The organism is Skermanella mucosa (assembly GCF_016765655.2).
GTDB classification, from domain to species: domain Bacteria; phylum Pseudomonadota; class Alphaproteobacteria; order Azospirillales; family Azospirillaceae; genus Skermanella; species Skermanella mucosa.
Genome location: NZ_CP086107.1, coordinates 43,507 through 69,480, shown reverse-complemented (window position 1 = coordinate 69,480; position 25,974 = coordinate 43,507). Strand labels below are relative to the sequence as shown.

General features: G+C 66.7%; 28 protein-coding genes and 2 pseudogenes. 14 read left to right on the top strand and 16 right to left on the bottom strand.

The genetic code is table 11. The annotated features are described in order from the left end of the window. Positions 1 to 44 precede the first annotated feature (44 nt). Positions 45 to 1,055 (bottom strand): DUF4158 domain-containing protein, encoded by a 1,011-nt coding sequence (locus JL100_RS30200; protein ID WP_202685699.1) that lies wholly within the window; start codon positions 1,053 to 1,055, stop codon positions 45 to 47. Further along, the gene (locus tag JL100_RS30195; protein ID WP_202685700.1) at positions 985 to 1,650 is read right to left on the bottom strand and encodes a recombinase family protein; all 666 of its coding nucleotides are present in this window, start codon (positions 1,648 to 1,650) and stop codon (positions 985 to 987) included. Before JL100_RS30195 ends, JL100_RS30200 begins: the two co-directional genes overlap by 71 nt. Positions 1,651 to 1,955: 305 nt before the next feature. On the opposite strand from JL100_RS30195, the gene JL100_RS30190 reads away from it, so the two are divergent. Beyond that, positions 1,956 to 2,924, top strand: a complete 969-nt coding sequence (locus tag JL100_RS30190) for an IS5 family transposase (protein ID WP_202685698.1) — start codon at positions 1,956 to 1,958, stop codon at positions 2,922 to 2,924. A 54-nt stretch (positions 2,925 to 2,978) separates the two neighbouring features. Here the strand turns inward: JL100_RS30190 and JL100_RS30185 are convergent, their stop codons facing one another. Further along, a complete protein-coding gene (locus JL100_RS30185; protein WP_202685697.1) occupies positions 2,979 to 3,206 on the bottom strand; it encodes a hypothetical protein in 228 nt (75 codons plus the stop codon). A gap of 254 nt (positions 3,207 to 3,460) precedes the next feature. On the opposite strand from JL100_RS30185, the gene JL100_RS30180 reads away from it, so the two are divergent. Both JL100_RS30180 and JL100_RS30175 read left to right on the top strand, forming a co-directional pair. Beyond that, positions 3,461 to 4,012: a recombinase family protein gene (locus JL100_RS30180; RefSeq protein ID WP_202685696.1), complete on the top strand. Its 552-nt coding sequence runs from the start codon at positions 3,461 to 3,463 to the stop codon at positions 4,010 to 4,012. 192 nt (positions 4,013 to 4,204) lie between these two features. Continuing rightward, positions 4,205 to 4,369: a hypothetical protein gene (locus tag JL100_RS30175; RefSeq protein ID WP_202685695.1), complete on the top strand. Its 165-nt coding sequence runs from the start codon at positions 4,205 to 4,207 to the stop codon at positions 4,367 to 4,369. A gap of 54 nt (positions 4,370 to 4,423) precedes the next feature. Here the strand turns inward: JL100_RS30175 and JL100_RS30170 are convergent, their stop codons facing one another. The 3 genes from JL100_RS30170 to JL100_RS30160 all read right to left on the bottom strand — a co-directional run bounded on the left by JL100_RS30170 (position 4,424) and on the right by JL100_RS30160 (position 6,638). After that, a complete protein-coding gene (locus JL100_RS30170) occupies positions 4,424 to 4,717 on the bottom strand; it encodes a hypothetical protein (RefSeq protein ID WP_202685694.1) in 294 nt (97 codons plus the stop codon). 91 nt (positions 4,718 to 4,808) lie between these two features. Then, positions 4,809 to 5,474 (bottom strand): hypothetical protein, encoded by a 666-nt coding sequence (locus JL100_RS30165; protein ID WP_202685693.1) that lies wholly within the window; start codon positions 5,472 to 5,474, stop codon positions 4,809 to 4,811. Positions 5,475 to 6,008: 534 nt separating this feature from the next. After that, a complete protein-coding gene (locus JL100_RS30160) occupies positions 6,009 to 6,638 on the bottom strand; it encodes a hypothetical protein (protein WP_202685692.1) in 630 nt (209 codons plus the stop codon). 221 nt (positions 6,639 to 6,859) lie between these two features. On the opposite strand from JL100_RS30160, the gene JL100_RS30155 reads away from it, so the two are divergent. The 7 genes and pseudogenes from JL100_RS30155 to JL100_RS30130 form a co-directional block, all read left to right on the top strand. Beyond that, the gene (locus JL100_RS30155) at positions 6,860 to 7,831 is read left to right on the top strand and encodes a hypothetical protein (RefSeq protein ID WP_202685691.1); all 972 of its coding nucleotides are present in this window, start codon (positions 6,860 to 6,862) and stop codon (positions 7,829 to 7,831) included. A 12-nt stretch (positions 7,832 to 7,843) separates the two neighbouring features. Beyond that, on the top strand, positions 7,844 to 8,113 hold the full coding sequence (locus JL100_RS30150; protein WP_202685690.1) for a hypothetical protein: 270 nt from the start codon (positions 7,844 to 7,846) through the stop codon (positions 8,111 to 8,113). Positions 8,114 to 8,236: 123 nt separating this feature from the next. Then, positions 8,237 to 9,685: an RNA-guided endonuclease InsQ/TnpB family protein gene (locus tag JL100_RS30145; protein ID WP_228421612.1), complete on the top strand. Its 1,449-nt coding sequence runs from the start codon at positions 8,237 to 8,239 to the stop codon at positions 9,683 to 9,685. Positions 9,686 to 9,797: 112 nt separating this feature from the next. After that, positions 9,798 to 10,235: an antitoxin Xre/MbcA/ParS toxin-binding domain-containing protein gene (locus JL100_RS30140; RefSeq protein WP_202685800.1), complete on the top strand. Its 438-nt coding sequence runs from the start codon at positions 9,798 to 9,800 to the stop codon at positions 10,233 to 10,235. A gap of 2 nt (positions 10,236 to 10,237) precedes the next feature. Continuing rightward, positions 10,238 to 10,723 carry an RES family NAD+ phosphorylase gene (locus tag JL100_RS30135; protein WP_202685799.1) on the top strand — a complete coding sequence of 162 codons (486 nt, stop codon included), beginning with the start codon at positions 10,238 to 10,240 and terminating at the stop codon, positions 10,721 to 10,723. A gap of 169 nt (positions 10,724 to 10,892) precedes the next feature. Next, positions 10,893 to 11,009 (top strand): annotated as a pseudogene (locus JL100_RS36920) (IS3 family transposase); the annotation flags it as partial. Next, positions 11,008 to 11,293 (top strand): annotated as a pseudogene (locus JL100_RS30130) (integrase core domain-containing protein); the annotation flags it as partial. The pseudogenes JL100_RS36920 and JL100_RS30130, both read left to right, overlap by 2 nt. Before the next feature lie 38 nt (positions 11,294 to 11,331). On the opposite strand, the gene JL100_RS30125 reads toward JL100_RS30130, so the two are convergent. Beyond that, on the bottom strand, positions 11,332 to 12,114 hold the full coding sequence (locus JL100_RS30125; protein ID WP_202685798.1) for an IS5 family transposase: 783 nt from the start codon (positions 12,112 to 12,114) through the stop codon (positions 11,332 to 11,334). A 271-nt stretch (positions 12,115 to 12,385) separates the two neighbouring features. On the opposite strand from JL100_RS30125, the gene JL100_RS30120 reads away from it, so the two are divergent. Both JL100_RS30120 and JL100_RS36720 read left to right on the top strand, forming a co-directional pair. Then, entirely contained in the window at positions 12,386 to 13,537 is a 1,152-nt protein-coding gene (locus JL100_RS30120) for an RNA-guided endonuclease InsQ/TnpB family protein (protein WP_228421611.1), read from the top strand. A 1-nt stretch (position 13,538) separates the two neighbouring features. Continuing rightward, entirely contained in the window at positions 13,539 to 13,787 is a 249-nt protein-coding gene (locus tag JL100_RS36720; RefSeq protein ID WP_323378608.1) for a hypothetical protein, read from the top strand. A gap of 30 nt (positions 13,788 to 13,817) precedes the next feature. On the opposite strand, the gene JL100_RS30110 is transcribed toward JL100_RS36720, so the two are convergent. The 9 genes from JL100_RS30110 to JL100_RS30070 all read right to left on the bottom strand — a co-directional run bounded on the left by JL100_RS30110 (position 13,818) and on the right by JL100_RS30070 (position 23,720). Beyond that, entirely contained in the window at positions 13,818 to 14,765 is a 948-nt protein-coding gene (locus JL100_RS30110) for an isoaspartyl peptidase/L-asparaginase family protein (protein ID WP_202685438.1), read from the bottom strand. A 9-nt stretch (positions 14,766 to 14,774) separates the two neighbouring features. Next, positions 14,775 to 15,593, bottom strand: a complete 819-nt coding sequence (locus tag JL100_RS30105; protein WP_202685437.1) for a M55 family metallopeptidase — start codon at positions 15,591 to 15,593, stop codon at positions 14,775 to 14,777. Next, a complete protein-coding gene (locus JL100_RS30100; protein WP_202685436.1) occupies positions 15,590 to 16,642 on the bottom strand; it encodes a DmpA family aminopeptidase in 1,053 nt (350 codons plus the stop codon). The genes JL100_RS30105 and JL100_RS30100 overlap by 4 nt, the downstream gene beginning before the upstream one ends. Continuing rightward, entirely contained in the window at positions 16,639 to 17,526 is an 888-nt protein-coding gene (locus JL100_RS30095; RefSeq protein WP_202685435.1) for an ABC transporter permease subunit, read from the bottom strand. The genes JL100_RS30100 and JL100_RS30095 overlap by 4 nt, the downstream gene beginning before the upstream one ends. Then, positions 17,523 to 18,443 (bottom strand): glutathione ABC transporter permease GsiC, encoded by a 921-nt coding sequence (gsiC, locus tag JL100_RS30090; protein ID WP_202685434.1) that lies wholly within the window; start codon positions 18,441 to 18,443, stop codon positions 17,523 to 17,525. The genes JL100_RS30095 and gsiC overlap by 4 nt, the downstream gene beginning before the upstream one ends. A 67-nt stretch (positions 18,444 to 18,510) precedes the next feature. Continuing rightward, entirely contained in the window at positions 18,511 to 20,022 is a 1,512-nt protein-coding gene (locus JL100_RS30085) for a glutathione ABC transporter substrate-binding protein (protein ID WP_202685439.1), read from the bottom strand. 46 nt (positions 20,023 to 20,068) lie between these two features. Further along, positions 20,069 to 21,970 carry an ABC transporter ATP-binding protein gene (locus tag JL100_RS30080; RefSeq protein ID WP_202685433.1) on the bottom strand — a complete coding sequence of 634 codons (1,902 nt, stop codon included), beginning with the start codon at positions 21,968 to 21,970 and terminating at the stop codon, positions 20,069 to 20,071. An 11-nt stretch (positions 21,971 to 21,981) separates the two neighbouring features. Then, positions 21,982 to 22,839 carry a D-amino acid aminotransferase gene (locus JL100_RS30075; RefSeq protein ID WP_202685432.1) on the bottom strand — a complete coding sequence of 286 codons (858 nt, stop codon included), beginning with the start codon at positions 22,837 to 22,839 and terminating at the stop codon, positions 21,982 to 21,984. Beyond that, on the bottom strand, positions 22,836 to 23,720 hold the full coding sequence (locus JL100_RS30070) for a MurR/RpiR family transcriptional regulator (protein WP_228421609.1): 885 nt from the start codon (positions 23,718 to 23,720) through the stop codon (positions 22,836 to 22,838). Before JL100_RS30070 ends, JL100_RS30075 begins: the two co-directional genes overlap by 4 nt. A 452-nt stretch (positions 23,721 to 24,172) precedes the next feature. Here JL100_RS30070 and JL100_RS30065 point away from each other — a divergent pair, with 452 nt between their 5' ends. Beyond that, complete coding sequence (locus tag JL100_RS30065; protein ID WP_202685430.1) at positions 24,173 to 25,111, top strand: LysR family transcriptional regulator; 939 nt, start codon at positions 24,173 to 24,175, stop codon at positions 25,109 to 25,111. Positions 25,112 to 25,277: 166 nt separating this feature from the next. Beyond that, complete coding sequence (locus tag JL100_RS30060) at positions 25,278 to 25,901, top strand: glutathione S-transferase N-terminal domain-containing protein (RefSeq protein ID WP_202685429.1); 624 nt, start codon at positions 25,278 to 25,280, stop codon at positions 25,899 to 25,901. The last annotated feature ends 73 nt before the right edge of the window (positions 25,902 to 25,974 follow it).

Sequence of the window (25,974 nt, the reverse complement as noted above, 5' to 3'; positions counted from 1 at the left end):
GGCGATCGCCGCGAAGGCGTCCCGCTGGCCGTCGTGGGCGTCGATCAGGGCGGCCCCACCTTGGCGTAGAGGCGCACCTTGTCGTTGATGGCGCGGCCGTCGGCCTGGAAGGCCCGGGCATGCCGGCCCTCGGCCTTGCGGAACATCGTCCCGACCAGCCGGTCGAACAGGTCGATGGCCTGGTCGGTCAGGCCGGCGCCGAGATCCAGCGCGACGGCGACCAGGGTGGCGTGGCGGCGCTGCCGCTCCAGGCCGGCGAGGTGCTGCACCGTGGTCCGGCCGGCCTCGCGGGCCAGCTGGGCCAAGCGCGCCTGGTGAACGCGATGGCCGCGCGCCGCGTCGACGCCGATCTTCCGGACATGGGCGAGGCGCTCGATGAGGCCGAGCATGGCGGTCGGCCTAGCCGCTTCCGGCATCTGGCGCAGCCAGGTCAGCCAGCTCTGGCCGGAGTCGGGCCGGCGGTCCGTCAGCGCGTCCAGCCCCTGCCGCTGCTCGGCCGACAGCCCCTCGGCCAGCCGGCGGTGCACCTCCCGCCGCGCTCGGTGGCGGACCTCGGCGCACAGCCGTTCGAGGGCGCTTGGCGACGGGATGGCGATCCGGCGCCGCCGGCATTCCTCCAGCACCAGCCCGGCGAGATGGGCGAGCCGGTCGTCCTCAATCGCCAGCGGCAGCAGCCACGTCGCCAACGCGGCCGCGGGGCGGGGACCGAACGGGCGCAGCCCGAGCCGTTCCTGCGCCTCGGCGGCATGGCGCCGGCACGTCCGCGGCGCGGCCAAGTATTCCTCGATGCAGCCCGGAAGGACGTCGACCTGCTCGGCGAGGAACGCGACGAGGGCAGCCGGCGGGCACTCACCGATCCTCAAGGGCCGCCCCGGATGGCGCAGGTAGCCGAGCATCAGCGCGAAGCCGAGACGGTTGTGGTCGCCCCGGCAGGCGCGGACCAGGGCAAGGTCGCCGGCGGACAGCGTGTAATGGCGCACCAGGTCACGACGATCGGTCGGCGGATCGAACAGCGCGGCGGTTTGGGCTTCGGTCAGCTGTGGGCGGCGGGGCACTCGCGTCTCCCGGTGGTTGGACGCCGGGTGCCCAGCCGATCCGGGTCAACGCGTCGATCAAGGTGCTGCGCTTGATGCCGAAGGTGCGGCAGACCGCGGCCTTGCTGGCGCCGCCGTCGAGGGCGGCGACCACGGCAGCGAGCTTCTCGGCATCGATGGCGGGCGGACGGCCGCCCCGGCGACCGCGCCGGCGGGCGGCGGCCAAGCCGGCCATGACCCGCTCCCGGGTCAGGGAGCGCTCGAACTGGGCGAGCGCGCCGAAGATGTGGAACAGGAACTCGCCCTGGGGCGTGGTGGTGTCGATCCGCTCAGTGAGCGAGCGAAACGCCACCCCGCGCGTCTTGAAGTCGTTGACGGTGTCGAGGAGGTGCGGCAGGGAGCGGCCCAGGCGATCGAGCTTCCAGACGACCAAGCAGTCGCCCGATCGCAGGAATGCGAGCGCCTCGGCCAACCCGGGGCGATCGTCGCGGCTGCCGCTGGCGTGGTCCTCGTAGAGGTGGCGTTCATCGACGCCGGCGGCGAGCAGCGCGTCGCGCTGGAGGTCCACCGCCTGCCGGTCGCCGTCGCTGGACACGCGCATGTAGCCGACCAGCATGTGCGGAAAACCCCTTGGGAATGGTTCCCGTATGGTAGGCCATTCCGACAGGGTTTGCCGCATGGGTTTTCGGCCCCGGAAGGGCATCCGGGCGGGCCGGCCTGAGGCCCACGGAAAACAAATGATTCCCGACACGGCGTCGCTGCTGAGGGTGCTACAGGCCAAGCCGCTGATTTTCCGGCAACCTTCGGCGGGACCGTTCCGGATTTGTCCGCTTATGTTGCTCTGGTGCAGGGATGCCGCGGTTGCCCTCGGAGATGATGGCAGATAGAAGGCGAGCCCCTTCGTGATCGCCCAGCCTGAGCATGCCGCACAAGTACAATGCCGATCGTCGCCACCGGATCCCGAAGCGACGCTACAAGGTGGCGAACTGGCCGGCCTACGAAGCCGGGCTGCGGCAGCGAGGATCGCTGACGATCTGGTTCACCGATGAGGCAGTGGCGGCCTGGCGAGCAGCCCCTCGGATCACGCCGGGTGGTCAGGCGCGCTACTCGGACTTGGCGATCGAGACGTCGCTGATCCTGCGGACGGTGTTCCGCCAGCCGCTGCGGCAGACCGAGAGGCTGGTCGGCTCGCTGCTCGGGCTGATGGGGCTGGACCTGCCGGTGCCGGATCACTCGACGTTGAGCCGGCGGGCCAGGACGCTGGCGGTGGATCTCCAGGTCCGGTCAGCGAGCGGACCGGTGCACCTGCTGGTCGACAGCACCGGGGTGAAGCTCAGCGGGCCGGGCGAGTGGCTGGTCGAGAAGCATGGCACCCAGCGCCGCCGTGCTTGGAGGAAGCTGCACCTTGCTGTGGATGCGAAGACCGGCACGATCGTCGCCTCGACCCTGACCGGCAAGGAGGTTGACGATGCCGCCCAACTCGGCCCCCTGCTCGACCAGATTGACGAGCCGCTCGCCACCGTCGTTGCGGATGGCGCCTACGACCAGGACAATGTCTACGACACCGTCGCCGGGCATTCTGCCGAAGCCCTGGTCGTCGTGCCGCCACGGGCGACGGCCGTTCCCAGCGCCTCGGCCGAAACCGACCCGACCCAGCGCGACCGCCATATCCAGGCCGTTGCCGAGCAGGGCCGGATGGGCTGGCAAAAAACCTCGGGCTACAATGCGAGGGCTGGGGTGGAGGGAACGATGAGTCGATACAAGCGCATCATCGGCGACACCTTGCGCTCCCATACCCGGCCGGCCCAGGAGGTCGAAACCAGGATCGCCATCAACGTTCTTAACCGCATGTTCGACCTCGGACGCCCGAACTCCGTCCACGCTGCCTGATGGTCAACGAACCAGGGAGAAATCCGTGCTCGTCGGCATCCATGCACCAGAGCATCAATCCGGCATATTTTGACGGGTTAGTAGTCGTCCAAAAGTTCTGACGATGTTCTCCAACACCTTCCGCCCTGCAACGGCTCTGTCTCTCTCATCTCGAACAATATTCATTTCCTCCATCATTTCTCTCTTCTTTTTATTGACGCGATCAAGCTCGCGATAAGCTTCATATTTTTTGTTCCTAATTCGGTTCAGTTCTTCTTTGTGATCGTCCGGATCTGATGACATTGTAAGTCTCTACAGTATTGCCTGATAGCATTGACTATGCACATTGTCCGTAAAAGCATTCTAAATTTTGGATCCGCTGACCAATGAACCCTACGGAGGTAAATCTGGCTTGACCTCATAGAGTATACCCAACCAAGGCCGCTCCGTGAGACACGCGGCTCCAGGTTCCATCGGTCTCGTATGGGTTGACTTGAGAATTTCGAGACAGGAAAATTGAAGGTCTAGAGTCATACGAGACAAAACGGGTGCGGCAGATGGCAGTTTACGGATATGCGCGCGTTTCCACGGCCGACCAGGACGTGACGATCCAGAAGGAGCACCTGAAGGCCGCCGGCTGCGATGTCGTGGTCGCCGAGAAGGTCAGCGGGACCAGCCGGGCCGGACGCGAGGAACTGGAGCGGTTGCTGGCGTTCCTGCGGTCGGGTGACACCCTGATGGTGACCCGCGTCGACCGCCTGGCCCGGTCGATCGGCGACCTGCAGGACATCGTGCGGACGCTTCGTGCCAAGGACGTCAGCCTGAAGGCGACCGAGCAGCCGATCAACACCGGCACCGCGGCCGGCAAGGCGTTCCTGGACATGTTGGGAGTTTTTGCGGAGTTCGAGACGAACCTGCGGAAGGAGCGCCAGGCCGAAGGCATCGCCAAGGCGAAGGCCGCCGGCATCTACAAGGGGCGACGCCCGGCCATCGACTCGGTACAGGTGCAGGGCACGCGGGCGTCCGGGATGTCGGCCAGGGAGATCAGCCGGCAGCTCGGCATCGGGCGAGCGAGCGTGTACCGGGTACTGGATCGGGCGGGTAGGTAGAAAAGTTGTGCTTCGGGAACATCTGAATGGGTAGAAAGCCCTGATCTGGGGCTGGGGCTCCGGTGAGTTCCTTGTCGAGCAGTGTCGAAGGCTTCATACTCTCACCAAGCCGCCCATAGGGGGCGGTGGGGTCGGAGACTGTGCTTCTGGGGAGAATGCATCTCCGACCCGCCCCTGACGTGTGAGGATGATATGACCCTGAAACGCCTGCTCTTAATATGGTACAAAATGCTTGCACTGGTCAATGCGGGTCGGTGGCTCTGGTGGGCCATCGTGCTGATTTTCGGCGACGAATGGCTCCATCGGATGCCTGACCAGCCGACGGATCAAACCGATCCTGAGCCTGTGATGGCGTAACGGCCTCGACCCTACAGGGCTGCGGTAGCGACTCAGCCGCCCCCTGTAGGGTCGTCAGCCGGTTGCCCTGCGCTTCGCATGGCTCCAGCGGGGCTGCCGGCGGGCCGGGGTCTCGATACCGCCGGACGCCGATGCCTGGGTCACCATGTTAATGCCCTTCGGGGTGCGGCCGGTGGCGCGGAGGTAGTCGTCGGCCTGCATCTTCTTGATCCCCATGCCGGACAGGTGGGAGATGCCCAGGCGATCGGCGGTGATGCCCAGTTTGATCAAGGCCATCTCGGCGTCACGACACCGGCCCCAGGCGCCCGGTCCCCAGGTGGCGTCGAATGCCTTGGCTTGGGAATTCATGCCCTGCACGTCCTGGGGAGACGCCATAGAACGGGCTGGATTATACGCAAGGCAAGAAAGGCAGGCCGGAGCTTGTTTCCCGTAAATGGGATTATGCTGCACCGTCGACGCCAATTTCCCGTGATTTGCACACAGCGCTAGCTGGTTGCATGATTATAGTTGAGGCGATGTTACCAAGGCGGTCTTGCGCTTCTTTGATGGTTGCCAACTCCTTTTCTACGTCTGGTCGGCGACGGTCTATCTTCTCGCGCGGCAAGGGGGAGGCAGCCTGCCGCCGCTCCTCCTCGGTCGGAGGATTTTCTCTATGGTAGAGGTCAGCGATATCATCAAGCCGCGGATCGATAAGCTCCTGATCCAGGATCTTGTATAACCGATCCATGCTCTTGCGTATTGAACTGGTTGCTTGGCCAGCTTCGGGAAATGCTACATCAAAGCCGCGGAGGGCAGCTTCAAGCTCCGCATATGCTGGCCCCCACCAGCGGCGCATGGGCTCGGTCGGCTGCTCATCGCGCCACCTGTAGAGCTCAATCAGGGTGTTGTGGGCTGCCGTCCGGTAATTTGAACCCGCTGTTTGAAGTCCGGCCAAAGTGCGATACATGCGGTCGACCTTCTGTACACAGAGTGCGCGCCTTTCAGCCCGATCCTGCTCAAACCAATCGAAGACAGTGAATGCAATGGCAAATCCAAGGAACGCTCCAACCACCGTCTTGGCAATGTCCATCCACCACTTTTGCCAATCACTCCATGGGGTGTTCATGGTTCTCCTGCATGCGGCTAAAAATTGTTCAGGAGGTGCAGGCGAGTTGCTCACTAGAAACGATCCACCGGTAGTATGAACGGCAGATGGTAGCCAGTGCAAGAAAGTCCCTCTGTAAGCTCATGTTTCGCCGCGAGCGCCTGGATGGCGGCGACGGCGTCCGATGCATGATCGACAAAGCTTGGCCGTGCCACATGAGAACCTTCGCCTCGCCGGCGGATTGATAGCTCCCATGCTGGCGGACGATTGCGAGGGCATGGTCGGCTTGCTGATCATATGGTCGTAGTTGCTCGGGCTGTTTTCCATATTGTTTGTTCCGCGATCCAGCCGGCGCCGGATCGGCGTGTGATTCCAAGCCGCTCCCGCACCGCGCGAGGTTATAGGCGTCGCTGAAGGCCGGCTCCGGCCCCCTTGACACAAGCTCTGGTGCTGCCAGCGGTTGAGGGACAGGGATGCAGACCGGCTCAGCGTATGAACCTGTCCGTCCTGCGGCTTCTCCCCAGCGAATCTCCGCCTCGAACCCCTAAGCCGGGGTCATGCTGGAGTCGTCCCGTCGGTATCGTCCGGGACAACGGCCAGTTCAAACCCCTGATGCGCGACGATGCCCTGCGCCAGCTGGAACAGCACGGTCTCGCCCCAGCGGTTCATCGCGAAGTTGGCGATCGTGCAGACAAGCCGGACATTGTCCCGCTGGTAGCCCCGGGTCCCGTCCAGGCGATCCAGGCTCGGGGCGAAGGGACGGGTGACCAGGGAGTCGTTGAAGAACGGCTCCGGGGAGAACGCGATGCCGCTGAGCAGGCAACGACCGCCCTGGTCGCGGAACATTCGCCAGATGTCCTCGCGGGACACCAGGCCAGGATCTCCCGCCGGATTCTTCGACCGGGCCATGGCGTCGATCCACGTGGGCCAGCGGCGGACCGTGATTCCATCATCCGCGAACTGGGGCGGTTCGTAGGGCTGGAGCTTGGCGAGAACGCGGCCGATGTGCCGACGAGCATCCTGTCGGGTTAGACGCGTGGGGGACTGGCGGCACAGCAGCTCGGCGGCGATCGCGACCTCGTCGTCCGGGGTCGCGCCCCGCGACCGCGCCATCATGAGGGCGTCGTACGCGGCCCGCCCGATCGCTCGGGTCCGGTTGAGTTTGTCGGCCAGCCGTTTTCCCATCGGTCAAGCCACCATCTTAGCAAGAACTCCTTTTCTGATAGTTACCATTGCGTGTGGTGCCCAGGTCAACCCGATCGTTCGTGATAAGCCCGGATTATCACGAGTCTGTGCCGAAATGCGCAGACTCGGGAGACGGGACGTCACTTTTCCCTTGCTGGAAGATTAGAAAGGGGTATATATGGAATCAGGAACAAGGACATCCCTCATCCTAGGAGATAAAGTTGGTCACCATCATCAAAGAACGCCTGCAGCAGTTTGGTCAGGCCTATGAGGATCTCGAGCCGGGCGTCCTCGGCGACCTCATCGTCGCGACCGGCGAGTGGCTGGAGACGCTGACCGGTCCCGAACTGGCCGACGGTGCCATGACCGCCCTGCACCAGCAGCTGCTCGCCCGAACCCGTGGAAGCGCCGATGACCAGGTTGTGGTGCAGACCGGCTGGCGGACCCTGTGGCGCGACGATATCGATCTCAGCGATCTGGCGCAGCTCGACGCGGCCCAGCACCTGACCGGCCTCAACGCTTTCGCGTTCTGGGGGCTGCCCATGGCCCCCCAGGGATCGATCGCCGAGCGTGAGGCCGAGATCGCCCGGACGATCTCCGCGATGCGGGCCCTACTCGAGGCCGCTCCGTCCGGTTGGGCCGACCTCGCCGCCGCTGAGGTCACCGTCGCCGCCGCCGAGGCCCGCTTCCGCCTCGACCATGACGAGGCGATCATGCCGGAGCAGCTGGCCGCCCTCGCCCGGGTCAGCCTGAAGAGCGTCAAGAACCTGCTCGCCCCGTCTTCGGGCAGCGGCGTCAGCCTCGACGCCGACGGCAAGATCCCGGCTCCGGCGGCTCTGGCGTGGCTGACCGGGCGCGGCGGGTTCCGCAGTTCGGTGTGGCGCGAGGAACTTAGTGACGACAGCGACGAGGAAGCGTCGCCGGAAGCTCAGGACCTGGGCGAGGTGGTGTTCGTGCCGGAGGCCCGCGACGGCTCCTGGTTCGATCCCCGCACGTGTCGCCGCGCCGGCGGCTACACGATCGGCCCCAAGGGCGACGAGCGGACGGTCGAGAACTACCTGGAGGCGCTACGCCAACTCGCCCGCATGCCGGTGCCGTACTGGCGCCGGCCGAACAGCGCCGGCAACTGGGGCATCGTCGCCGGCATGCCGACCTGGCTGCGCAAACCGGCCCGCGACCTGGGCCTGGGCTGAGCCGCTATGGAGATGACCCGGCACGCCCAGACCCGCGCCCAGCAGCGCGCGATCCCGGCGAAGATCCTCGACCTGCTGCTGACCTTCGGCACCGAGATGCGCCACCGCGGCGCTGATGTCCTGTGCTTCGACAAGGCGTCGCGCCGGCGGCTGGAAAGCGGCGTCGATGCCCCCACCCTGCGCCGTCTGGGCGGTCGCCGGCTCGACGTCTACGCCGTGCTCGGCGACGGCGGTCGGGTGATCACCCTGGCCCACCGGACCCGCCGCCTCAAACGGCCCTGAGTTTTACGCCCGCCGTTTTTACCGCAACGATCAGCCGGAGTTTACAATGCTGTTTCATACTACCCCACCCGGCTATGTCATTGATCAGAATAGCATTTGCTGCTCATCCGATGGTCCCGCGGGGTGCCTGTGGCGCTGGCGGGCCTGATCTGTAATCCGCTGCCCGGTTTTCCCCTCAAGTATGACTCTGCGGAACAGCCATGGTCCATCGGCGAGGGGATGCTCGGCCTCTATCTCGCCGCCCTCGGCGGCCAGGCGCAGTGTTTTGGTGCTGATGCCGAGGAACGCCGCGGCTTTGGTCAGGTTCATCCATCAGAGCCTCCGGCTGGGGACCGCCGCCTTCAGGCGGCGGAGGAAAGCCGGTCGCCCAAAGGGCGAATACCCTTGAGCAGTTGTGACGAGACGGATGTCCGGTATCCTATGTTCATGCTCCGTTCGTTCAAATACCGCCTCTTTCCGAACCCGACGCAGGCCGCCGGGCTGACCGACATGCTTGGAAGCTTCTGCGACCTCTACAACGCCTGTCTCCAGCAGCGTATCGAGGCATACCAGCGGCGGGGCAAATCGCTCGGCTACATCGATCAGGCCAACGAACTGAAAGCGGTTCGGCTGGCGGACGAACGGCTGGCCGGTTACAGTTACTCGGCCGAACAGCAAGTCGTCCGCCGCCTGGACAAAGCATTCAAGGCGTTCTTCGGCAGGGTCAGGAGAGGCAAGGGCGGCTTTCCCCGTTTCCGGGCGAAAAGCATGTTCGACAGTGCCGGCTTCCGGGTCGGTGACGGACTGACAATCTGCAGGAACCGAAAAATCACCGTCGTCGGCATCCCCGGCGAGATCAAGGTGCGGTGGCACCGCGATCTTCCGGCTGGAGCCAAGATCAGTACCGCCGTCGTGATGCGGTCCTGCGGTAAATGGTACATCCGCTTCTCGGTCGAGACACCGGACGCCTACGGCCCGCACCCGTTCCGGGAGGCGGTTGGCGTCGATGTCGGCTTGACCAGTCTGGTCGCCACGTCGGACGGCTGCAGGGTGCCGACGCCGAAGTGGATCGGCAAGGCATCGAAGAAACAGCGACGCCTCCAGCGTGCCCTCGCCCGGTGCAAGCGGGGCAGCAAGAGCAGACTGCGGGCGAAGATGCGGTTGGCTCGGCACGCCGCCCGGACGGCCAGCCAGCGGCGGGACTTTGCCCACAAAGTCTCCCGCGATCTGGTCAACCGCTACTCTCACATCGCCTTCGAGGACTTGAACATCACCGGGCTCGCGAGCGGCATGCTTGCCAAGTCCGTACTCAATGCCGCGTGGGGCCAGCTGATCTCGTTCACCGACTACAAAGCAGCATACGCTGGTGGTCTGGTCGCGAAGGTCAACCCGCGCGGAACTTCCCAGGAATGCGACTGCTGCGGACGGGTGACACCGAAGACGCTGAGTGAGCGCATCCACGACTGTCCCGGTTGCGGGACGGTTGAAGATCGCGACATTCACGCGGCAAAAGTCATCAAGCATCGGGCATTCCCGTGGTCAAAGGGGCTAGGAGCGAGCCTTGAAGCGTCAAGCCAGCGGGTTGCCGCATAGCTTGCTTCAGAAGCCGTCCGCTTTCAGGCGGCGGAGTGTTCACTGGCTCAGGGACACCTTGCGGCCGGATCAAATGATGCTATATGATCCCATCATTTGATCGGAGGTGGTGATGCAGATTCAGGACATCGTCAACGTTATGGGTGGCCGTGCGATGTTTGGACGCGCCGTGGCCACCCCGTTGGATTTGCAACGGGGCCTCGGCGAGGGGGTGAACGTCGGCGCTCTCGACCGCGTCGTCGGGCACGTCTACGCCGACCCGACGGCCCGGCGCGCGCTGATGAATCGCGTCGTTCCCGAAGGCACGCTGAAGCGGCGCCAGCGCGAAGGGCGGCTCACTCCGGCGGAAAGCGAGCGAACGGCACGCTTGGCCAACATCATCACGCACGCCGAATACGTCTGGCGCAACGAGGATGATGCGCGGCAATGGTTGACCACGCCGCACCCGGAACTCGGTGACCGCCTCCCCATCGACGTGGCCGTCGATGAATTCGGCGCCCGACACGTCGAGGACATCCTCGACGCGATCCTGCATGGGCTTCCCGCCTGATCATGCCGTCGCACCCAACCGGACCGTTCACGGCGTTCCGCATTGCCGATGATCGCTTTCCTCTGCTGGATGGTGGCGGCGCTTTCAAGACCGGCGGACGCTGGAACAGCAAGGGACGCTACGTCGTGTATGCCGGGATCGGCTTCGCCACCGCCATGCTGGAAAAGCTGGCGCACACCCGGATCGGCAAGGTTCCGATCGGGCAGCAGTTCGCTGAGATCTTCATTCCTGGCCACATCACCGTCGAAGAGATTGGCCCCAGCGACGTCCCCGGGTGGAATGATCCCGGCTATGCGGCCAGCCGCACCTACGGCGACGCATGGTACGACGGCCGGCGTTCCGCGGTCCTGGTCGTGCCATCGCATCCGGCGATGGGCTTCGAACGCAATCTGCTCATCAACCAACTGCATCCTGACTTTGCCGACATACGCCCGGCACGGCCACGGCCTGTGCTGTGGGATGCTCGGCTGTTCGCACCACCACCTTGACCGTGCGCCGGCGCGTTGCAGAGATATGCGGGATCGGCACCGGCAACTCGATTGAGTCCGATCGAACAGTTGACAGGCTGGTGGAGAGCTGGTTCAGGAAATCTGAACATCGGGATAAGCGGAGTTTCTGCCTGAAAGCGGCCAGTATGCGTGCCGGACAGGAGAAGCAATGACAAGACGACCACGTCGGAACCACACACCGGCCTTCAAGGCGAAGGTGGCCTTGGCCGCCGTCAAGGGCGAGAAGACGCTGGCCGAGTTGGCGCAGCAGTTCGACATTCATCAGCCAGTTTACCAGCGCCGCGTTCACCGGCCTGCTGACCGACAACGCCATTGCCATCAGCATGGACGCCAGGGGCGCATGGCGCGACAACGTGTTCGTGGAGCGGCTCTGGCGCTCCGTCAAGTACGGAGGTTTACCTGAAAGCCTAAAATACCGTGGCCGAGGCGCGGAAACCGCTCGCCCGTTACTTCGGCTTGCACATCTCCCGCAGGCCACATTCCAGCCTTGACCGGCAAACACCCGATCAGGCCTACTTAACCCCGCTTCCGCAGATCGCGGCAGCCTGAACCCGGCAGGCGCTCCACTTATCAGCCGAAAAATCTGTTCAGACAAGCGGAGCCACCTCACTTGTCGGTAAGAAACTGGAATGACGATCGCGCTGCGTCGGGTCGGCGCCTAATCCCAGCACTGCGGTGCTCGGCGGCGGGATGACGACCGCGGCGGCGGGATCGCGCTCAGCCACAGTCTGATAGGTTGGTTCACCGTCATAGGCGCCGTCCGCCATGACGGTGTCGATGGGTCCCTCAGTCTGTTCCAGCAGCGGACAGACCTGGCCGGCATCGCCCTCGCCGCTGGTCGTCAGGGTTGCGGCGACGATGGTGCCGGTCGACGCGTCGAGCGCCAGGTGAAGCTTCCTCCCGGTTCGCCGCCCGCGCACGCCGTGCTTGTCACGGCGCCATTCACCAGCCCCGTAGACCTTCAGGCCGGTGCCGTCGATTACCAGGGTGACCGGGCCATCCGGCAGGGCGGTGCGCAGCACCGGCGTCAGGCATGCCGCCCGCCGGCTGATTGTCGTATAATCCGGAACCGGCAGATCAACGGCGATCAGGTCCAGCAGCGATCCGAGCAGCCCCTCGGTCTGGCGCCGCGGTTGGTGGAAAACTAACCTGACCATGAGGGCTGTTTCGATCGCTGTCTTCGAGTAGTGCGCCTGGCCACCGGGCGTCTTTCGCGGTGGCGCCCTCCAGGGGGCGATTGCCTCATCGTTGACCCACAACGTCAAGCTTCCGCGCCGTCGCAGACCAGCTTCATAGATCGACCAGTTCGTCACCCTGAACTTCATCTCCGGGATATGATGGCGTCGGGCGTCATTGTGTTTGTTTGGCATATCGGGCGCTGATCAATCCGCGGGAAGGAAGAGGAAGACTTTCTAAAGGGTCAATCCCCACCTGCCAACTCGTTCAGCCCTGCCTCGATGCACCTAAGCCGTCATGACGCAGTCCATCCAGCATGTGGCACTACCTTGCCAGATGCGGAGACCGTCCATCCCATCAGAGCCTCCGGCTGGGGACCGCCGCCTTCAGGCGGCGGAGGAAAGCCGGTCGCGCAAAGGGCGAATACCCTTGAGCAGTTGTGACGAGACGGATGTCCGGTATCCTATGTTCATGCTCCGTTCGTTCAAATACCGCCTCTTTCCGAACCCGACGCAGGCCGCCGGGCTGACCGACATGCTTGGAAGCTTCTGCGACCTCTACAACGCCTGTCTCCAGCAGCGTATCGAGGCATACCAGCGGCGGGGCAAATCGCTCGGCTACATCGATCAGGCCAACGAACTGAAAGCGGTTCGGCTGGCGGACGAACGGCTGGCCGGTTACAGTTACTCGGCCGAACAGCAAGTCGTCCGCCGCCTGGACAAAGCATTCAAGGCGTTCTTCGGCAGGGTCAGGAGAGGCAAGGGCGGCTTTCCCCGTTTCCGGGCGAAAAGCATGTTCGACAGTGCCGGCTTCCGGGTCGGTGACGGACTGACAATCTGCAGGAACCGAAAAATCACCGTCGTCGGCATCCCCGGCGAGATCAAGGTGCGGTGGCACCGCGATCTTCCGGCTGGAGCCAAGATCAGTACCGCCGTCGTGATGCGGTCCTGCGGTAAATGGTACATCCGCTTCTCGGTCGAGACACCGGACGCCTACGGCCCGCACCCGTTCCGGGAGGCGGTTGGCGTCGATGTCGGCTTGACCAGTCTGGTCGCCACGTCGGACGGCTGCAGGGTGCCGACGCCGAAGTGGATCGGCAAGGCATCGAAGAAACAGCGACGCCTCCAGCGTGCCCTCGCCCGGTGCAAGCGGGGCAGCAAGAGCAGACTGCGGGCGAAGATGCGGTTGGCTCGGCACGCCGCCCGGACGGCCAGCCAGCGGCGGGACTTTGCCCACAAAGTCTCCCGCGATCTGGTCAACCGCTACTCTCACATCGCCTTCGAGGACTTGAACATCACCGGGCTCGCGAGCGGCATGCTTGCCAAGTCCGTACTCAATGCCGCGTGGGGCCAGTTGATCTCGTTCACCGACTACAAAGCAGCATACGCTGGTGGTCTGGTCGCGAAGGTCAACCCGCGCGGAACTTCCCAGGAATGCGACTGCTGCGGACGGGTGACACCGAAGACGCTGAGTGAGCGCATCCACGACTGTCCCGGTTGCGGGACGGTTGAAGATCGCGACATTCACGCGGCAAAAGTCATCAAGCATCGGGCATTCCCGTGGTCAAAGGGGCTAGGAGCGAGCCTTGAAGCGTCAAGCCAGCGGGTTGCCGCATAGCTTGCTTCAGAAGCCGTCCGCCTTCAGGCGGCGGAGTGTTCACCTCTATGAAACACGCTGCCGCTCCGGCTCGATCTACCACCGGTTCACGGAGGAGAACGTCTTCACCACGGTCCTGGCCATCCTGATGACCGGCATCCTGCTGCTCGGCATGCTGCGGCGCCAGCAGCAGGGGATCGCCAACATCGGCTTCGAGAGCGCGCTGGTGCTCGCCCTCTACGCCGGCTCCATCGTGCTGGTCTTCACCTGACCGTTCCCGTGCGCGGGCCGGAACCCGAACTCAGCTTCCGACCAGCGGGTCGCCATAGATGCCGGTCAGCACGCCGGCGCCGGATGCCACGCCGCGGTACATCCCGGAACTGTTGAAGGGAAGCGCCACGTTCCCCCGGGCATCGACCGCGATGAGCCCGCCGGAACCGCCGAGGGGCGCTATCTCAGCGATGATGGATTCCGCCGCCGTGGCCAGCGGCTGGCCGCCCCAGCGCATGCGCGCATCAATCTCGTGCGCGACCGCATGGCGGATGAACAGCTCGCCGTGGCCGGTGGCTGACACGGCGCAGGTCCGGTCGTCGGCCCAGGTGCCAGCGCCGAACACCGGGCTGTCGCCGACCCGGCCCGCCGCCTTGGCCGTCATGCCGCCGGTCGAGGTGGCGGCGGCCAAGTGCCCGTCGCCGTCGAGGGCCACGGCCCCCACGGTGCCATGCTTGCGCGCCTCGTCGCCGTCGTCGGCGGCCCCGGCGCGGCGGCGCTCCAGCTCCTCCTGCAACGCCTGCCACCTCTGCTCCGTGCGGAACCAGGCGGGGTCGCGGTGCTCCAGCCCGGCCTCGGCGCAGAACCGCCTGGCCCCCTCGCCGGAGAGCAGGACATGCTCGGAGCGCTCCATCACGGCGCGGGCCGCCAGGATCGGGTGGCGCGGCCCGCAGATCCCGGCGACCGCCCCGGCGCGCCGGTCCCGCCCATCCATCAGCGCCGCGTCCATCTCCTGGACCCCGTCGGCATTGAAGACGGCGCCCCGGCCCGCATTGAACAGGGAATTGTCCTCCAGCGACTTGACGGCTTCGACCACCGCGTCGAGTGCGGCGCCGCCGCGGGCCAGGACGGCATAGCCGGCGGACAGCGCGTCGCGCAGCCCGGCATGGTAGCGGGCTTCCGCCCCCGGCGTCATGGATTGGCGCCGGATCGTACCGGCACCGCCGTGGATCGCCAGCACGGGTTCAGGTCTGGTCACTGTGGAACCTCAACGTAGAAAGGCGGCCATGGCCGAAATGGAATTCATCCAGCCGATCGCGTCGGCGATCGACGCGGCCGGAAGCCGGATGCGGAGGGCGTCGAGGCGTTCGGCGGGCGGCAGGACCGCCACCAGATCGCCGAGCGACGGGTGGGTCATCTCGAATTCCAGCGTCAGGGGCGGTTCGATGACGAAGGGTTTGATTTCCCCCAGCCGGGCCAGCGCCCGCCCGGCGCCGTCGCGGATCGCCCGCCGCGCGGCCTCGACCGGAAGGTTCCGGGCGGCGCGGTTGCCCAGCGACCGCTTGACCTCGACCAGTTCGGCGTCCGGGAAGAAACCCCGGTTCTCGGCGGCGCAGCGGTCGTCGCCGGTGACCATCGCCACCGGCACGCCCAGGCTCCCCGCATAGGCACCGTATAGGCCCGGCTCGCCCAGGTCCTCGCCGTTGACGCGGACGGCGCGGAACGCGAAGCCGTTGGTGGTGTGAGCCAGCACACCGAAGCCGCCGGCCCGGGCATGGTGCCCGACGCAGAAGACGGCGTCGAAGCCGCCGTCGAGACCCGCAAACATGTTGAGCGGCTTCGGCTTGCCCAGGATCAGCCCGGCCGCCGGGTGCAGGACTTCCGGCAGGAGATTGGTCATCGGGCCGTGCGCGTCATTGACCAGGACGGCGGAGGCGCCGGCCTCCAGCGCTCCTTCGACCGCGGCGTTGACCTCCCCGGTCATCAGGCGGCGGGCGCGCTCGTACTCGGGATTGCCGGGCCGGCACTGCTCGGGCGAGACGACGCCGGCGACGCCCTCGATGTCGGCGCAGATATAGACGTTCACGAGGGTTCCCTTTCCGACAGCCAGTCGGCCAGCGATGGCCTCCGGTGCCCGTCGCGACCCGTCATGGCGGGGGAGGCGCACAGCGCGTTGAGGACGGCTTCCTGGGTGGCCTCGACGGCCGCCCGGAACAGGCGGTCGATCCGGTTCTCGTTCAGGCAGGCCCTTTCCACGATGTCGCGCGCCTGGTCGTGGCAGATGCGGCGCGCGGTGGTGAAGGCCAGCGCGATGTCGCCGCTGCCGTGGCCCCACCAGGCGCCCAGGCGGGCGAGGCCGGCGCCGCCGCGCCTTGCCACGCGCCGGAGTTGCCGGCTCTCCAGCGGGATGTCCGTGGCCATCAGCAGGATCACGGAGCCGCGCTCGCCGCGCGGCCCCCGGACATCGGGCGGCACCGGCCGGCGGCCGTCGGGCAGCACGAGATCCCCTGCCCTGCCGAAATTGGCAAGCGCCAGGACGCCGAGATGGAAGCTTGCCCCGTCCAGGACAAGGCGGCGCGACGCGGTGCCGATCCCGCTCTTGAAGCCGAAGGCGCTCATGCCGGTCCCGGCGCCGACCGAGCCCTGGGCAACCGGCCCTTCCACCGCGGCGGCGACCGCCTCCAGGGCATCTGCCTCGGTCAGGGCCATCGCCTGGATGTCGCTGAGATAGCCGTCGTTGCATTCGCAGACGACCGGATTGACGGTCGCCGTCTCGCGGCCGATGTCGGGGTTCCCCCGGATCGCGTGGCGGACCAGCGCGTTGAAGCCGGCGCCGACCGCGAAGGTGTTGGTCAGCAGGATCGGCGTCTCGATCGAACCCAGCTCTTCGACCTGGATCAGGCCGGCGCTCTTGCCGAACCCGTTGATGACGTCGGCCGCGGCCGGGACCTTGTCGCGATACAGGTTGCCGCCGTGGGGCAGCACGGCCGTGACGCCGGTGCGCAGGGCGCCGTCCGTGCGGGTCAGGTGCCCCACCCGCACGCCGGGCACGTCGGTGATCGCGTCGAGCGCCCCGGCCGGCAGGGTGCCGCAAGCCAGGCCGTAGTCCCGGGCAAGCCGGACGGTGCCGGTCACGGCGTCCTCAGCTTCGGGTCGAGCGCGTCGCGCAGGCCGTCGCCCAACATGTTGAAGGCCAGCACGGTGATGAAGATCGCCAGTCCCGGAAAGACCGTGACGTGGCTGGCGACGCCGATATAGCTGCGCCCGTCGGCCAGCATGGCGCCCCATTCGGGGCTGGGCGGCTGCGCGCCGAGGCCGATGAAGCTGAGGCTGGCCGCCGTCAGGATCGCGGTCCCGATCCGCATCGAGAAATAGACGATCACGCTCGGCAAGGTCCCCGGCAGCAGGTGGCGCAGCATGAGCACGCTGTCGCGCACGCCGATGGCGCGCGCCGCGTCCACGTAGACGGCCTGCTTGAGCGCCAGCGTCGAGCCCCGGACCAGCCGGGCGAACACCGGCACGCTGAAGACCGCGACCGCATAGATGACGTTGTCGATGCCCGGCCCCAGGATCGCGATGACGGCGATCGCCAGCAGGATGCCGGGAAACGCCAGCAGAACGTCGCAGACCCGCATGATCGCGGAGTCCACCCAGCGGCCGTGGAAGCCGCTGACCAGCCCCAGGACCACCCCGATCAGGCCGCCGAGCGTCACCGACAGGAAACCGACCGCGAGCGAGATGCGGGCCCCGTGGATGATCCGGCTGAGGATGTCCCGCCCATAGGCGTCGGTCCCCGCCCAGTGGACGGCCGAGGGACCTTCCAGTATCCGCATGTAGTCGGGCTCGGCCGGATCGTACGGCGCAAGATAGGGAGCGCCGACCGCCACGATCAGCAGGAGGAGCAGGAAGATTCCGGCGGCGATGGCCAGCTTCTCGCGGCGGAACCGGCGGATGAACTCGCGCCAGGGGCTGCGGACCGGCCGCGCCGCCAGGGTCGCCGGGTTTGCTACGGCTGTCATTTGTAGCGGATCTCCGGGTTCGCCAGCGCGTAGAGCACGTCGACGGCGAGGTTGATGAGGATGAACTCGATCGAGAAGAGCAGGATCTCGGCCTGGATCACCGGGTAGTCCCGGTACGACACGGAATCGACGAGAAGCCGCCCGAGCCCCGGCCAGGAGAACACGGTCTCGACCACGATCGAGCCGCCGAGCAGGAAGCCGAACTGGAGGCCGACCATCGTGATCACCGGAACCAGGGCGTTCCTGAGCGTGTGCTTCCAGACGACGAGCCGCTCCGGCACGCCCTTGGCCCGGGCGGTGCGGACATAGTCCTCGCGCGCGATGTCCGCGAAGGCCGACCGGGTGAAGCGCGCCATCACGGCGGCGACCCCCAGCCCCAGCGTGAAGGCCGGCATGACGAAATGCTGCCAGGTTCCGTATCCGCCGGTCGGCAGCCAGCCGAGCTGGACCGAGAAGGCGTCGATCAGCAGCAGGCCCAGCCAGAACGACGGGAACGATATGCCGGAAACCGCCACCAGCATGCCGGTATAGTCCTGCCACCGGCCGCGCCTGACGGCGGAGAGCACGCCGATCAGCAGGCCCGCGACGGTGGCCCAGACCATGCTCACGACCGTCAGCCAGAACGTCGGCATCAGCCGCTCGCCGATCTCCTCGATGACCGGGCGGCGGGTCTTCAGGGAGATGCCGAAATCGCCCTGGACCGCATTGCCGAGGAAGACCGCGTACTGCTCCCACAGCGGCCGGTCGAGGCCGAGCGACTGCCGGACGTTGGCGACGTCCTGGGGCGTGGCGTCGGGTCCCGCCACCAGCCGGGCCGGATCGCCCGGCAGGAGGTGGACGAAGGCGAAGACGAGCAGCGAGATCACCAGGATGACCGGCACCGTGCCGATCAGCCGCCTGATCAGATAACTGGACATAGATGGATCCCAACGTCCTGCTGGCGAAGCCCCCGCGCGGCACCGGTGCCGCGCGGGGGTACGGCGCTCAGTTCGTGAAGGCCGCTTCCTCGAGCGAGAAGCCGCGGTCGGGAAGCATGTAGACGCCGTTGAGGTTCTTGCTCTGGGCGGTCAGGAGCTGGTTGGTGCCCAGGAACACCCAGGGCGCGTCCTGCCAGATCAGCTTCTGGGCCTCGGCGTAGAACCCCGCCCGCTTGTCGGCGTCGGCCGTCCCGATCGCCGACTGGATGGCCTTGTCGACGGCCTCGTTGCGGTAGTAGGCGACGTTGAACATGGCCGGCGGGAAGCTGGTGCTCGCCAGGAGCGGACGCAGCGCCCAGTCGGCGTCGCCGGTCGAGGACGACCAGCCGGCGAACTGCATCTTGACCGTGGCGTCCTCCGGCTTCGCGACGCTCCAGATGCGCTGGGCCTCGACGCCCGCCTCCAGCGGGGTCACCGCGACCTTGACCCCGACCTGGGCGAACTGCTGCTGGAGGAACTGCATGGCCCGCATGGCCGTGGTGTTGTTCTTGCCGAACATCTCGGTCTCGAACCCGTTCGGATAGCCGGCCTCCGCCAGCAGCGCCTTGGCCTTCGCCAGGTCGAAGGCATAGGGCTCCTGCGCCTGGTGGAACCGGAGCAGCGACGGCAACGGCGAGTCGAGCGGGTCGCAGAAGCCGTTCTCGACGACCTTGCAATAGGCCTGCTTGTTGACGGCGTAGTTCAGCGCCCGCCGGACGCGGACGTCGTCGAACGGCTTCTTCAAGGTGTTCATCGCCACGTACCAGCCGACGATGGACGGGCGCTTGACGACCTCGAGGTCGGCGTTGCGCTCCGCGACCGTCACCATCTCGGGCGGCAGCGGGGTGATGAACTGCGCCTCCCCGGCCTGGAGCATCGCGACGCGGCTGCCGTTCTCCGGCACCGAGCGGATCGTGACGCCGTCCACCTTCGGCAGGTCCGGCTTCCAGTAATCCTCGTTGCGCACGACCTCGAAGGTGTCGGCGGCCCAACGCTTGAACTTGAAGGCGCCGGTGCCGACCGGGTTGCGGCCGATGTCCTTGCCGTGCTTCGCGATCGCCGCCGGGCTGATCATCATCGCGCCGGGATGGGCGAGATTGTTGGGGAAGGCGCCGAACGGCTCCTTCAGCACGACCTTGACCGTGGCGGGGTCCACCACCTCGACCCGATCCACCATCGACACCAGGCTGCGGCGGGACAGGCGGTTCTCGGGGTTGGCGAGCCGCTCGATGTTGACCTTCACGGCCTCCGCGTCGAAGTCGGTGCCGTCGTGGAACTTGACTCCCCGGCGGAGATGGAACGTGTACTCGGTCGCATCGTCGCTGGCCTCGAACCGTTCGGCCAGCAGCGGAACCAGCTTCATGTCGCGGTCGAAGCCGAACAGGCCCTGGTAGACGGTGCGCAGCGAGGTCTGCGACAGCGTGTCGTTGATGTTGGTGGGGTCGAGGCCGGTGAGATTGTCCTGCACGCCGACCACCAGCGTCCTGGCGGACGCCGTGGCCGGTATCGCGGCCAGGGCCGCGAGCGCGCAGGCCGTCATCAGTTCCTTGAATGCCACTGTGCTCTATCCCTTCGTTGTCGTGTTATCAGCGGAAGTCGCCCACCGGATGCCGGGCGACCCAGTGTCCCGGACCGACTTCGACCAGCGGGTTCCAGGCCGGCTCGTCGCCGACCAAGCGCATCGGGCTCGGGATCTCGCCTTCCAGGAGCGGGCGGTTGCGGTCGCGCCGGGCCGGATCGGCGATCGGGACGGCCGCCATGAGGCGGCGGGTATAGGGATGCCGCGGGTTCTCGAAGACAGCCTGGCGCGGCCCCAGCTCGACGATCTGCCCCAGGTACATGACGGCGACGCGATGACTGACCCGCTCCACCACGGCCATGTCGTGGGAGATGAACAGGTAGCTGAGCCGCCGCTTCTCCTGGAGGTCCATGAACAGGTTGACGATCTGCGCCTGGACCGACACGTCCAGCGCCGCCACCGCCTCGTCGGCGATGATCAGTTCCGGCTCGGGGGCGAGCGCCCGCGCGATGCAGATGCGCTGGCGCTGTCCGCCGGAGAACTCGTGCGGGTAACGCTTGGCATGGTCGGGAGAAAGGCCGACATCGGTCAGGAGACGGGCGACGCGCTCTTCCACCTCCCGCCCGGCCGCCAGTCCGTGGGTGACGAGCGGTTCCGCGATGCTGAAGCCGACCGTCAGCCGCGGGTTCAGCGAGGCGTAGGGGTCCTGGAAGATGTACTGGATCTTGCGGCGCATGCGGCGGCGCTCCTCCGCCTGCATGGCGAAGATGTCCTCGCCCCGGAACCGGATCGACCCGGACTCCGCCTGCTGCAACTGCATGATCGTGCGGCCGGCGGTGGACTTGCCGCAGCCGGACTCGCCGACGATGGCGAGCGTTTCGCCCGGCCGGACGTCGAAGCTGACCCGTTCGACCGCGTGGACGCAGCCGACCAGACGGCCGAACAGCCCGCGGCGGACCTCGAACCGCGTGACGAGGTCGCTGACTTCGAGCAGCGGCTTCTCGTCCCGCCTGACGGTGTCCTGGACCTGCCCGGTATCCGCCACGGCGGCGGGAGCGCCCTCCACCCTGCCGGACGGCACCGGGAAGCGGCGCGGCAGCGGTTCCCCCGAGAGGCTGCCGAGCTTCGGGACGGCGGCCAGCAGCGCCCTTGTGTAAGCCTGCCGGGGACGGGCGAAGACCTCCTCGACGGAGCCCTCCTCGACCTTCCGGCCGCCATACATGACGAGCACCCGGTCGGCGACCTCGGCCACAACGCCCATGTCGTGGGTGATGAACATGACGGCCATGCCCATCTCCTCCTGGAGCGTGCGGATCAAACGCAGGATCTGGGCCTGGATGGTGACGTCGAGCGCGGTCGTCGGCTCGTCGGCGATCAGCAGGGTCGGCCGGCACGACAGGGCCATCGCGATCATCACCCGCTGGCGCATCCCGCCGGACAGCTGGTGGGGATGGCGGTCGAGCAGGCGGCGGGCCTCCGGGATGCGCACCTTCTCCAGCATCGCCAGCGCCTCGGCGCGGGCCTCGCGCCGGCTCAGCCCCTGGTGCAGCATGACCGCCTCGGCGATCTGGTCGCCGACGGTGAACACCGGGTTGAGCGAGGTCATCGGTTCCTGGAAGATCATGGCGATCTCGTCGCCGCGGATCGCGTTCATGGCCGGCAGGGTCTGCCGCGCCAGGTCGCGGCGCGCGCCGTCGCGCCCCTCCAGCCACAGGGAGCCCGAAGCGATGCGGCCGCCGCCGAACTCGACCAGGCGCATCAGGCTGAGCGAGGTCACCGACTTGCCCGAACCGGATTCCCCGACGATGGCCAGCGTCTCGCCGCGGTCAATGGTGAAGCTCAGGTCGTCGACGGCGCGGAAGGCGCCGTCCTCGGTCGGGAACTCCACGGTCAGGCCCCGGACGTCGATCAGCGGGCCGCCCTGCGTCCTGGATGCGGGTCCGGTCGTGGTGTCGATGCTGGCTGTCATGGGTATCCGGGTCATCCTCGGCTGGCCGGGCGGCCGATCAGAACGTCGAAGGCGGCGCGCATCTCGCGCCAGACGGGACCCGGTTTCCCGAGCCCGACCGCGGCGCCGTCGAGGGTCACGACCGGCGCCACTTCCTTGGTGGTGCTGGTGATCCAGATCTCGTCGGCGGTCCGAAGCTCCTCCAGCAGGACGTTCCGCTCCTGCACCGGGATGCCGTGCTGGCGGGCGAGCCTGACGACGACCTGCCGGTCGATGCCGTCGAGGATGCGGTGATCGGCGACGGGGGTGGCGATCCTGCCGTCCTTGACGATCAGCACGTTGCTGGACGAACACTCGGTCACCAGCCCGTCGCGGTGCAGGATCGTCTCCAGCGCGTTCCGCTCCTTGGCGGCCTGGGCCGACAGGACGGCGGGAAGCAGGGAGATCGCCTTGATGTCGCAGCGCAGCCAGCGGATATCCGGAGCGGTCACCGCCGGGAAGCCCGTCGCCAGGGCATCCGGTTGCAGACGGGCGAGCGGCGTGGCGAAGCCGAACACGGTGGGGGTCGCGTCGGCGGGAAAGGCATGGCCCCGGGTACCGGGCGCGCCCCGCGTCACCTGGAGATACACGGTGGCGTCGGGCGCGCCGCAGTCCGCGCGGAGGCGCCGGAAGATCTCGGCGAAGCCGCCGGCGATCGGATCGAGGGCGATCCCGATCTCGGCGAGGCTGCGCGCCAGCCGGGCGAGATGGGCGTCGAGCTCGAAGGCCTCGGTTCCGTAGAAGGCCACGACCTCGTACACGCCGTCGCCGAAGACGAAACCCCGGTCCAGCGGCGAGACCTTCACCGCGTCCAGCGGCATGTAGTGTCCGTTCCAGTAAGCGAGCGTCAAATGAAATCCTCCGTCGGTCCGGCATCGTCGTCGACGAGATAGGGGTAGATGCGTTCGGTCAGTTCGGTGGCCTCGGCGACCGTCTGGCGCCGGCGGGTCAGCACGGCGGCCAGCCCCTCCGCCATCGCGACGATCCCGGTCACGGAGGCGTGCAGGACCGGATGCTGGGCGCTGCCGAACAGCGCCACGTCGCAGTGGGGGACGATCGGCGAGGTCGGCGCGTCGGTCAGGCCGATCACGCCGGCACCCTGCCCACGCAGCGACCGGACCAGGTCGATGGTCGATCGGGAATAGCGGGGCACGGTCAGCCCGATCACCACGTCGCCGCCGCCGATCCGCATGGCGTGCCGCATCATCCGCTCCGGCCCGCCCCAGCCGGTCAGCAGGAGCTGGCCCTTGCAGAAGGGCGCCATGATCTCGGCCGTGAAATCCGCCAGCGCGGCGCCGATGCCGGCCCCGACGAGAACGACCGTGCCGGCCGACAGGATCATGTCGGCGGCCCGCCCGCAGGCGTCGCCGTTCAGCAGGCGCTCGCTTTCCTCGACGTTGGCGGCGGCGGCGCGGAGGGCGGCCGCGAAGATCGCCGCGGGTTCGCGCGGGGCGCCCTCCTGATCGCGAAGCTTCTCGATCGGGCCGATGGTCTGCTGGAACGCCTCGACCGAGCGCGCCCGGAACTCCGCGTAGCCCGCCAGCCCGAGCGCGCGGACGAAGCGGTTGACGGTCGCCACCGAAACCCCCGCGGCGCCGGCGAGCTGCTCGATCCCCATGGTGGCCGACTGCAGCGGGTTCGCCAGGATATGATCCGCCAGCCGGCCATGGGACGCCGACATCGCGCCGCGATGGTCCAAAATGAGGGAGATGAGGGAACTTCGGCTTTCCATCGCACCATGAGTCCGGATGATGAAACAATTTTTTTCCGAATAGGATTTTTATGCAAGGCATTTTTTCATCAGGGAGCGCGGATGTCAGAGCGTGCGGATGTATGCGGCGGATCCGGTCGGCGTGCCGCACGGAGAAAGCGAAGAAGCCTTCACTTCCCGCCGCGGGGACAAATGGCCAAACCCGGCCGGATCATGGGCCTGTGATGGGCGGCATGAGGATGTCATCATCGCCGCGTGTCGCGATCGTCTCCGGCGTCACACACGGCGCGGTCCGGTCAGCTTCCTGATGACGCGATTGATTTGCGACGGGCTCGCGTCTATTAGACCTTCGACGAAATTCTGACGAAGCGGGACGGGCCCAGCCTATATCCACTGGCCTCGCGCGGCGAGCCCGCTTCCGATCAGGGCCGGCGCTTCGCGCGACAACGGCTCTCCGCCCGCCCAGGACTCCCATGCCCCTCAATCCGGAACTGATATCGCGGCAGATCTTCGGCCACCTGACGACCTTCGTCGCCGTCGCGGAAACCCTGAACTTCCGCCGCGCCGCTGAGGTGGTCGGACGATCCCAGCCGGCGGTCACGGCCCAAATCAACCAGCTGGAGGAACTGCTCGGGGTCAGGCTGCTCGTCCGCACCACCCGGCAGGTGCGCCTGACGTCGGCCGGTGCCGAACTGCTCAGCCGCGCCCGAAAGCTCCTGTCGGAGACGCACCGCCTGGTCAGTGACCTGCAATCCCAGGCGGGACTCGTCAGCGGCCAGGTGGTCGCCTCCTTCTCCCCCACCATCGCGGTCAGCTTGGTCCCCCGCGTCCTCCGGGCGTTCGAGCACGAGCATCCCGGCATCCACGTCCTGCTGCGCGAGGATCTGGGACCGGAGATGTTCGCCGCCGTCCAGACCGGCGGCGTCGATTTCGGCATCGGCCCCTATGCCCGGGTGCCGGACCAGCTGGTCTTTCAGGCGATCTTCGAACAGGAGTTCTTCCTCATCCTGCCGACCGGGCACCCGCTGGCGCTCAAGGGGCACGCCAGAGTGCGCGACTTGGCGGACCTCAGCATCCTGTGCTCCGCCACCGGCACGACCGCGCGCGAGGTCCTGGAGGACGCGGCACGCGCCGAAGGCATCGTCATCCGGCCCAAATACGAGACGCTGACCTATCCGACGCTGTTCGCCCTGGCCTCTGCCGGGTTCGGCGCCATCGTCATGCCGACGGTCGATCCCGACATGCTGGAAGCCTTCGGGCTCAAGGCGGTGCCGTTTCGCGGCGCCCGGCTGGCAAGACCGATCGGGATGATCGTCCGGCGGGACGAGGCGCTGGCGCCTGCCGCCGACGCCTTCGTCAAGACTCTCCTCCTGATCGCCGAGCAGGAGGGCCACCAGCTCGGCCTGGCCTGAAGCGAGCCGGCGCCATACCGGCTATTGATCAGTTTTACTGATCGGCCCATCAAAACTTCCGTATTGTCCCTCATCAATTCCTCGGCATTAATGAGGGATAGGCAATCCGGAAACTCATCCCGGAACACCAGCAAAGAAGTCCGCGAAGACGGGCTGAGGGGAGGATATGAAGTTATACTGTTCGGCGAATTCGCCATACGCTCGCAAGGTCAGGGTCGCCGCCATCGAATTGGGGATCATTTCTCGGATCGAGGTGATCGATACCAATGCCCGCGATCCCAATACTGGCCTGTGGGCTCTCAATCCCCTTGCGAAGATTCCGGCGCTGACGACGGATGCCGGCGAGGCCATCTACGACTCCCCGATCATTTGCGAGTACCTGAACGAAGCGATCGGCGACGGAAGCCTGCTGCCCGCCGGCGACGGCGAGCGCTGGCGCGTCCGCACGCTGACGGCGCTGGCCGATGGCGTCATGGACGCGGGCATGGCGGTCCGATTGGAGAACCTCCGCCCCGAGACCGAAAGGTCACCGGCCTGGATCGAGAAGAACCTGGCGACGGTGGCGCGCGGACTCGACGCGCTCCAGGAGGCATCTCCGCTTTTCCGGGGCAAATCCCCGGAAAAGCCGGCCGATCTGGCCTCGATCGCGGCCGGATGCTGCGTCGCCTGGATCCTGTTCCGTCATCCCGAACACGATTGGCTAGGGTCCCGCCCAGGACTGGCGCGCTGGCACGAGGACTTTTCCAGCCGCCCGTCGATGCGCGACACGGCTCCCGGACAACCTCTTTAATCACCGATCCAGACGCAATCGACCGCGCGAGGCGGATTGGGAAAGGCGCCGTCGAGAGCGTCCACGTCCCGCG

What these genes read in the sequence shown, in the direction of transcription:
- JL100_RS30195 (WP_202685700.1), bottom strand. Translation starts at nt 1,650, where the DNA reads ATGCTGGTCGGCTACATGCGCGTGTCCAGCGACGGCGACCGGCAGGCG.
- JL100_RS30190 (WP_202685698.1), top strand. Translation starts at nt 1,956, where the DNA reads ATGCCGCACAAGTACAATGCCGATCGTCGCCACCGGATCCCGAAGCGA.
- JL100_RS30185 (WP_202685697.1), bottom strand. Translation starts at nt 3,206, where the DNA reads ATGTCATCAGATCCGGACGATCACAAAGAAGAACTGAACCGAATTAGG.
- JL100_RS30180 (WP_202685696.1), top strand. Translation starts at nt 3,461, where the DNA reads ATGGCAGTTTACGGATATGCGCGCGTTTCCACGGCCGACCAGGACGTG.
- JL100_RS30175 (WP_202685695.1), top strand. Translation starts at nt 4,205, where the DNA reads ATGACCCTGAAACGCCTGCTCTTAATATGGTACAAAATGCTTGCACTG.
- JL100_RS30170 (WP_202685694.1), bottom strand. Translation starts at nt 4,717, where the DNA reads ATGAATTCCCAAGCCAAGGCATTCGACGCCACCTGGGGACCGGGCGCC.
- JL100_RS30165 (WP_202685693.1), bottom strand. Translation starts at nt 5,474, where the DNA reads ATGAACACCCCATGGAGTGATTGGCAAAAGTGGTGGATGGACATTGCC.
- JL100_RS30160 (WP_202685692.1), bottom strand. Translation starts at nt 6,638, where the DNA reads ATGGGAAAACGGCTGGCCGACAAACTCAACCGGACCCGAGCGATCGGG.
- JL100_RS30150 (WP_202685690.1), top strand. Translation starts at nt 7,844, where the DNA reads ATGACCCGGCACGCCCAGACCCGCGCCCAGCAGCGCGCGATCCCGGCG.
- JL100_RS30140 (WP_202685800.1), top strand. Translation starts at nt 9,798, where the DNA reads ATGCAGATTCAGGACATCGTCAACGTTATGGGTGGCCGTGCGATGTTT.
- JL100_RS30135 (WP_202685799.1), top strand. Translation starts at nt 10,238, where the DNA reads ATGCCGTCGCACCCAACCGGACCGTTCACGGCGTTCCGCATTGCCGAT.
- JL100_RS30125 (WP_202685798.1), bottom strand. Translation starts at nt 12,114, where the DNA reads ATGCCAAACAAACACAATGACGCCCGACGCCATCATATCCCGGAGATG.
- JL100_RS30120 (WP_228421611.1), top strand. Translation starts at nt 12,386, where the DNA reads ATGTTCATGCTCCGTTCGTTCAAATACCGCCTCTTTCCGAACCCGACG.
- JL100_RS30095 (WP_202685435.1), bottom strand. Translation starts at nt 17,526, where the DNA reads ATGACAGCCGTAGCAAACCCGGCGACCCTGGCGGCGCGGCCGGTCCGC.
- gsiC (WP_202685434.1), bottom strand. Translation starts at nt 18,443, where the DNA reads ATGTCCAGTTATCTGATCAGGCGGCTGATCGGCACGGTGCCGGTCATC.
- JL100_RS30085 (WP_202685439.1), bottom strand. Translation starts at nt 20,022, where the DNA reads ATGACGGCCTGCGCGCTCGCGGCCCTGGCCGCGATACCGGCCACGGCG.
- JL100_RS30080 (WP_202685433.1), bottom strand. Translation starts at nt 21,970, where the DNA reads ATGACAGCCAGCATCGACACCACGACCGGACCCGCATCCAGGACGCAG.
- JL100_RS30070 (WP_228421609.1), bottom strand. Translation starts at nt 23,720, where the DNA reads ATGGAAAGCCGAAGTTCCCTCATCTCCCTCATTTTGGACCATCGCGGC.
- JL100_RS30065 (WP_202685430.1), top strand. Translation starts at nt 24,173, where the DNA reads ATGCCCCTCAATCCGGAACTGATATCGCGGCAGATCTTCGGCCACCTG.
- JL100_RS30060 (WP_202685429.1), top strand. Translation starts at nt 25,278, where the DNA reads ATGAAGTTATACTGTTCGGCGAATTCGCCATACGCTCGCAAGGTCAGG.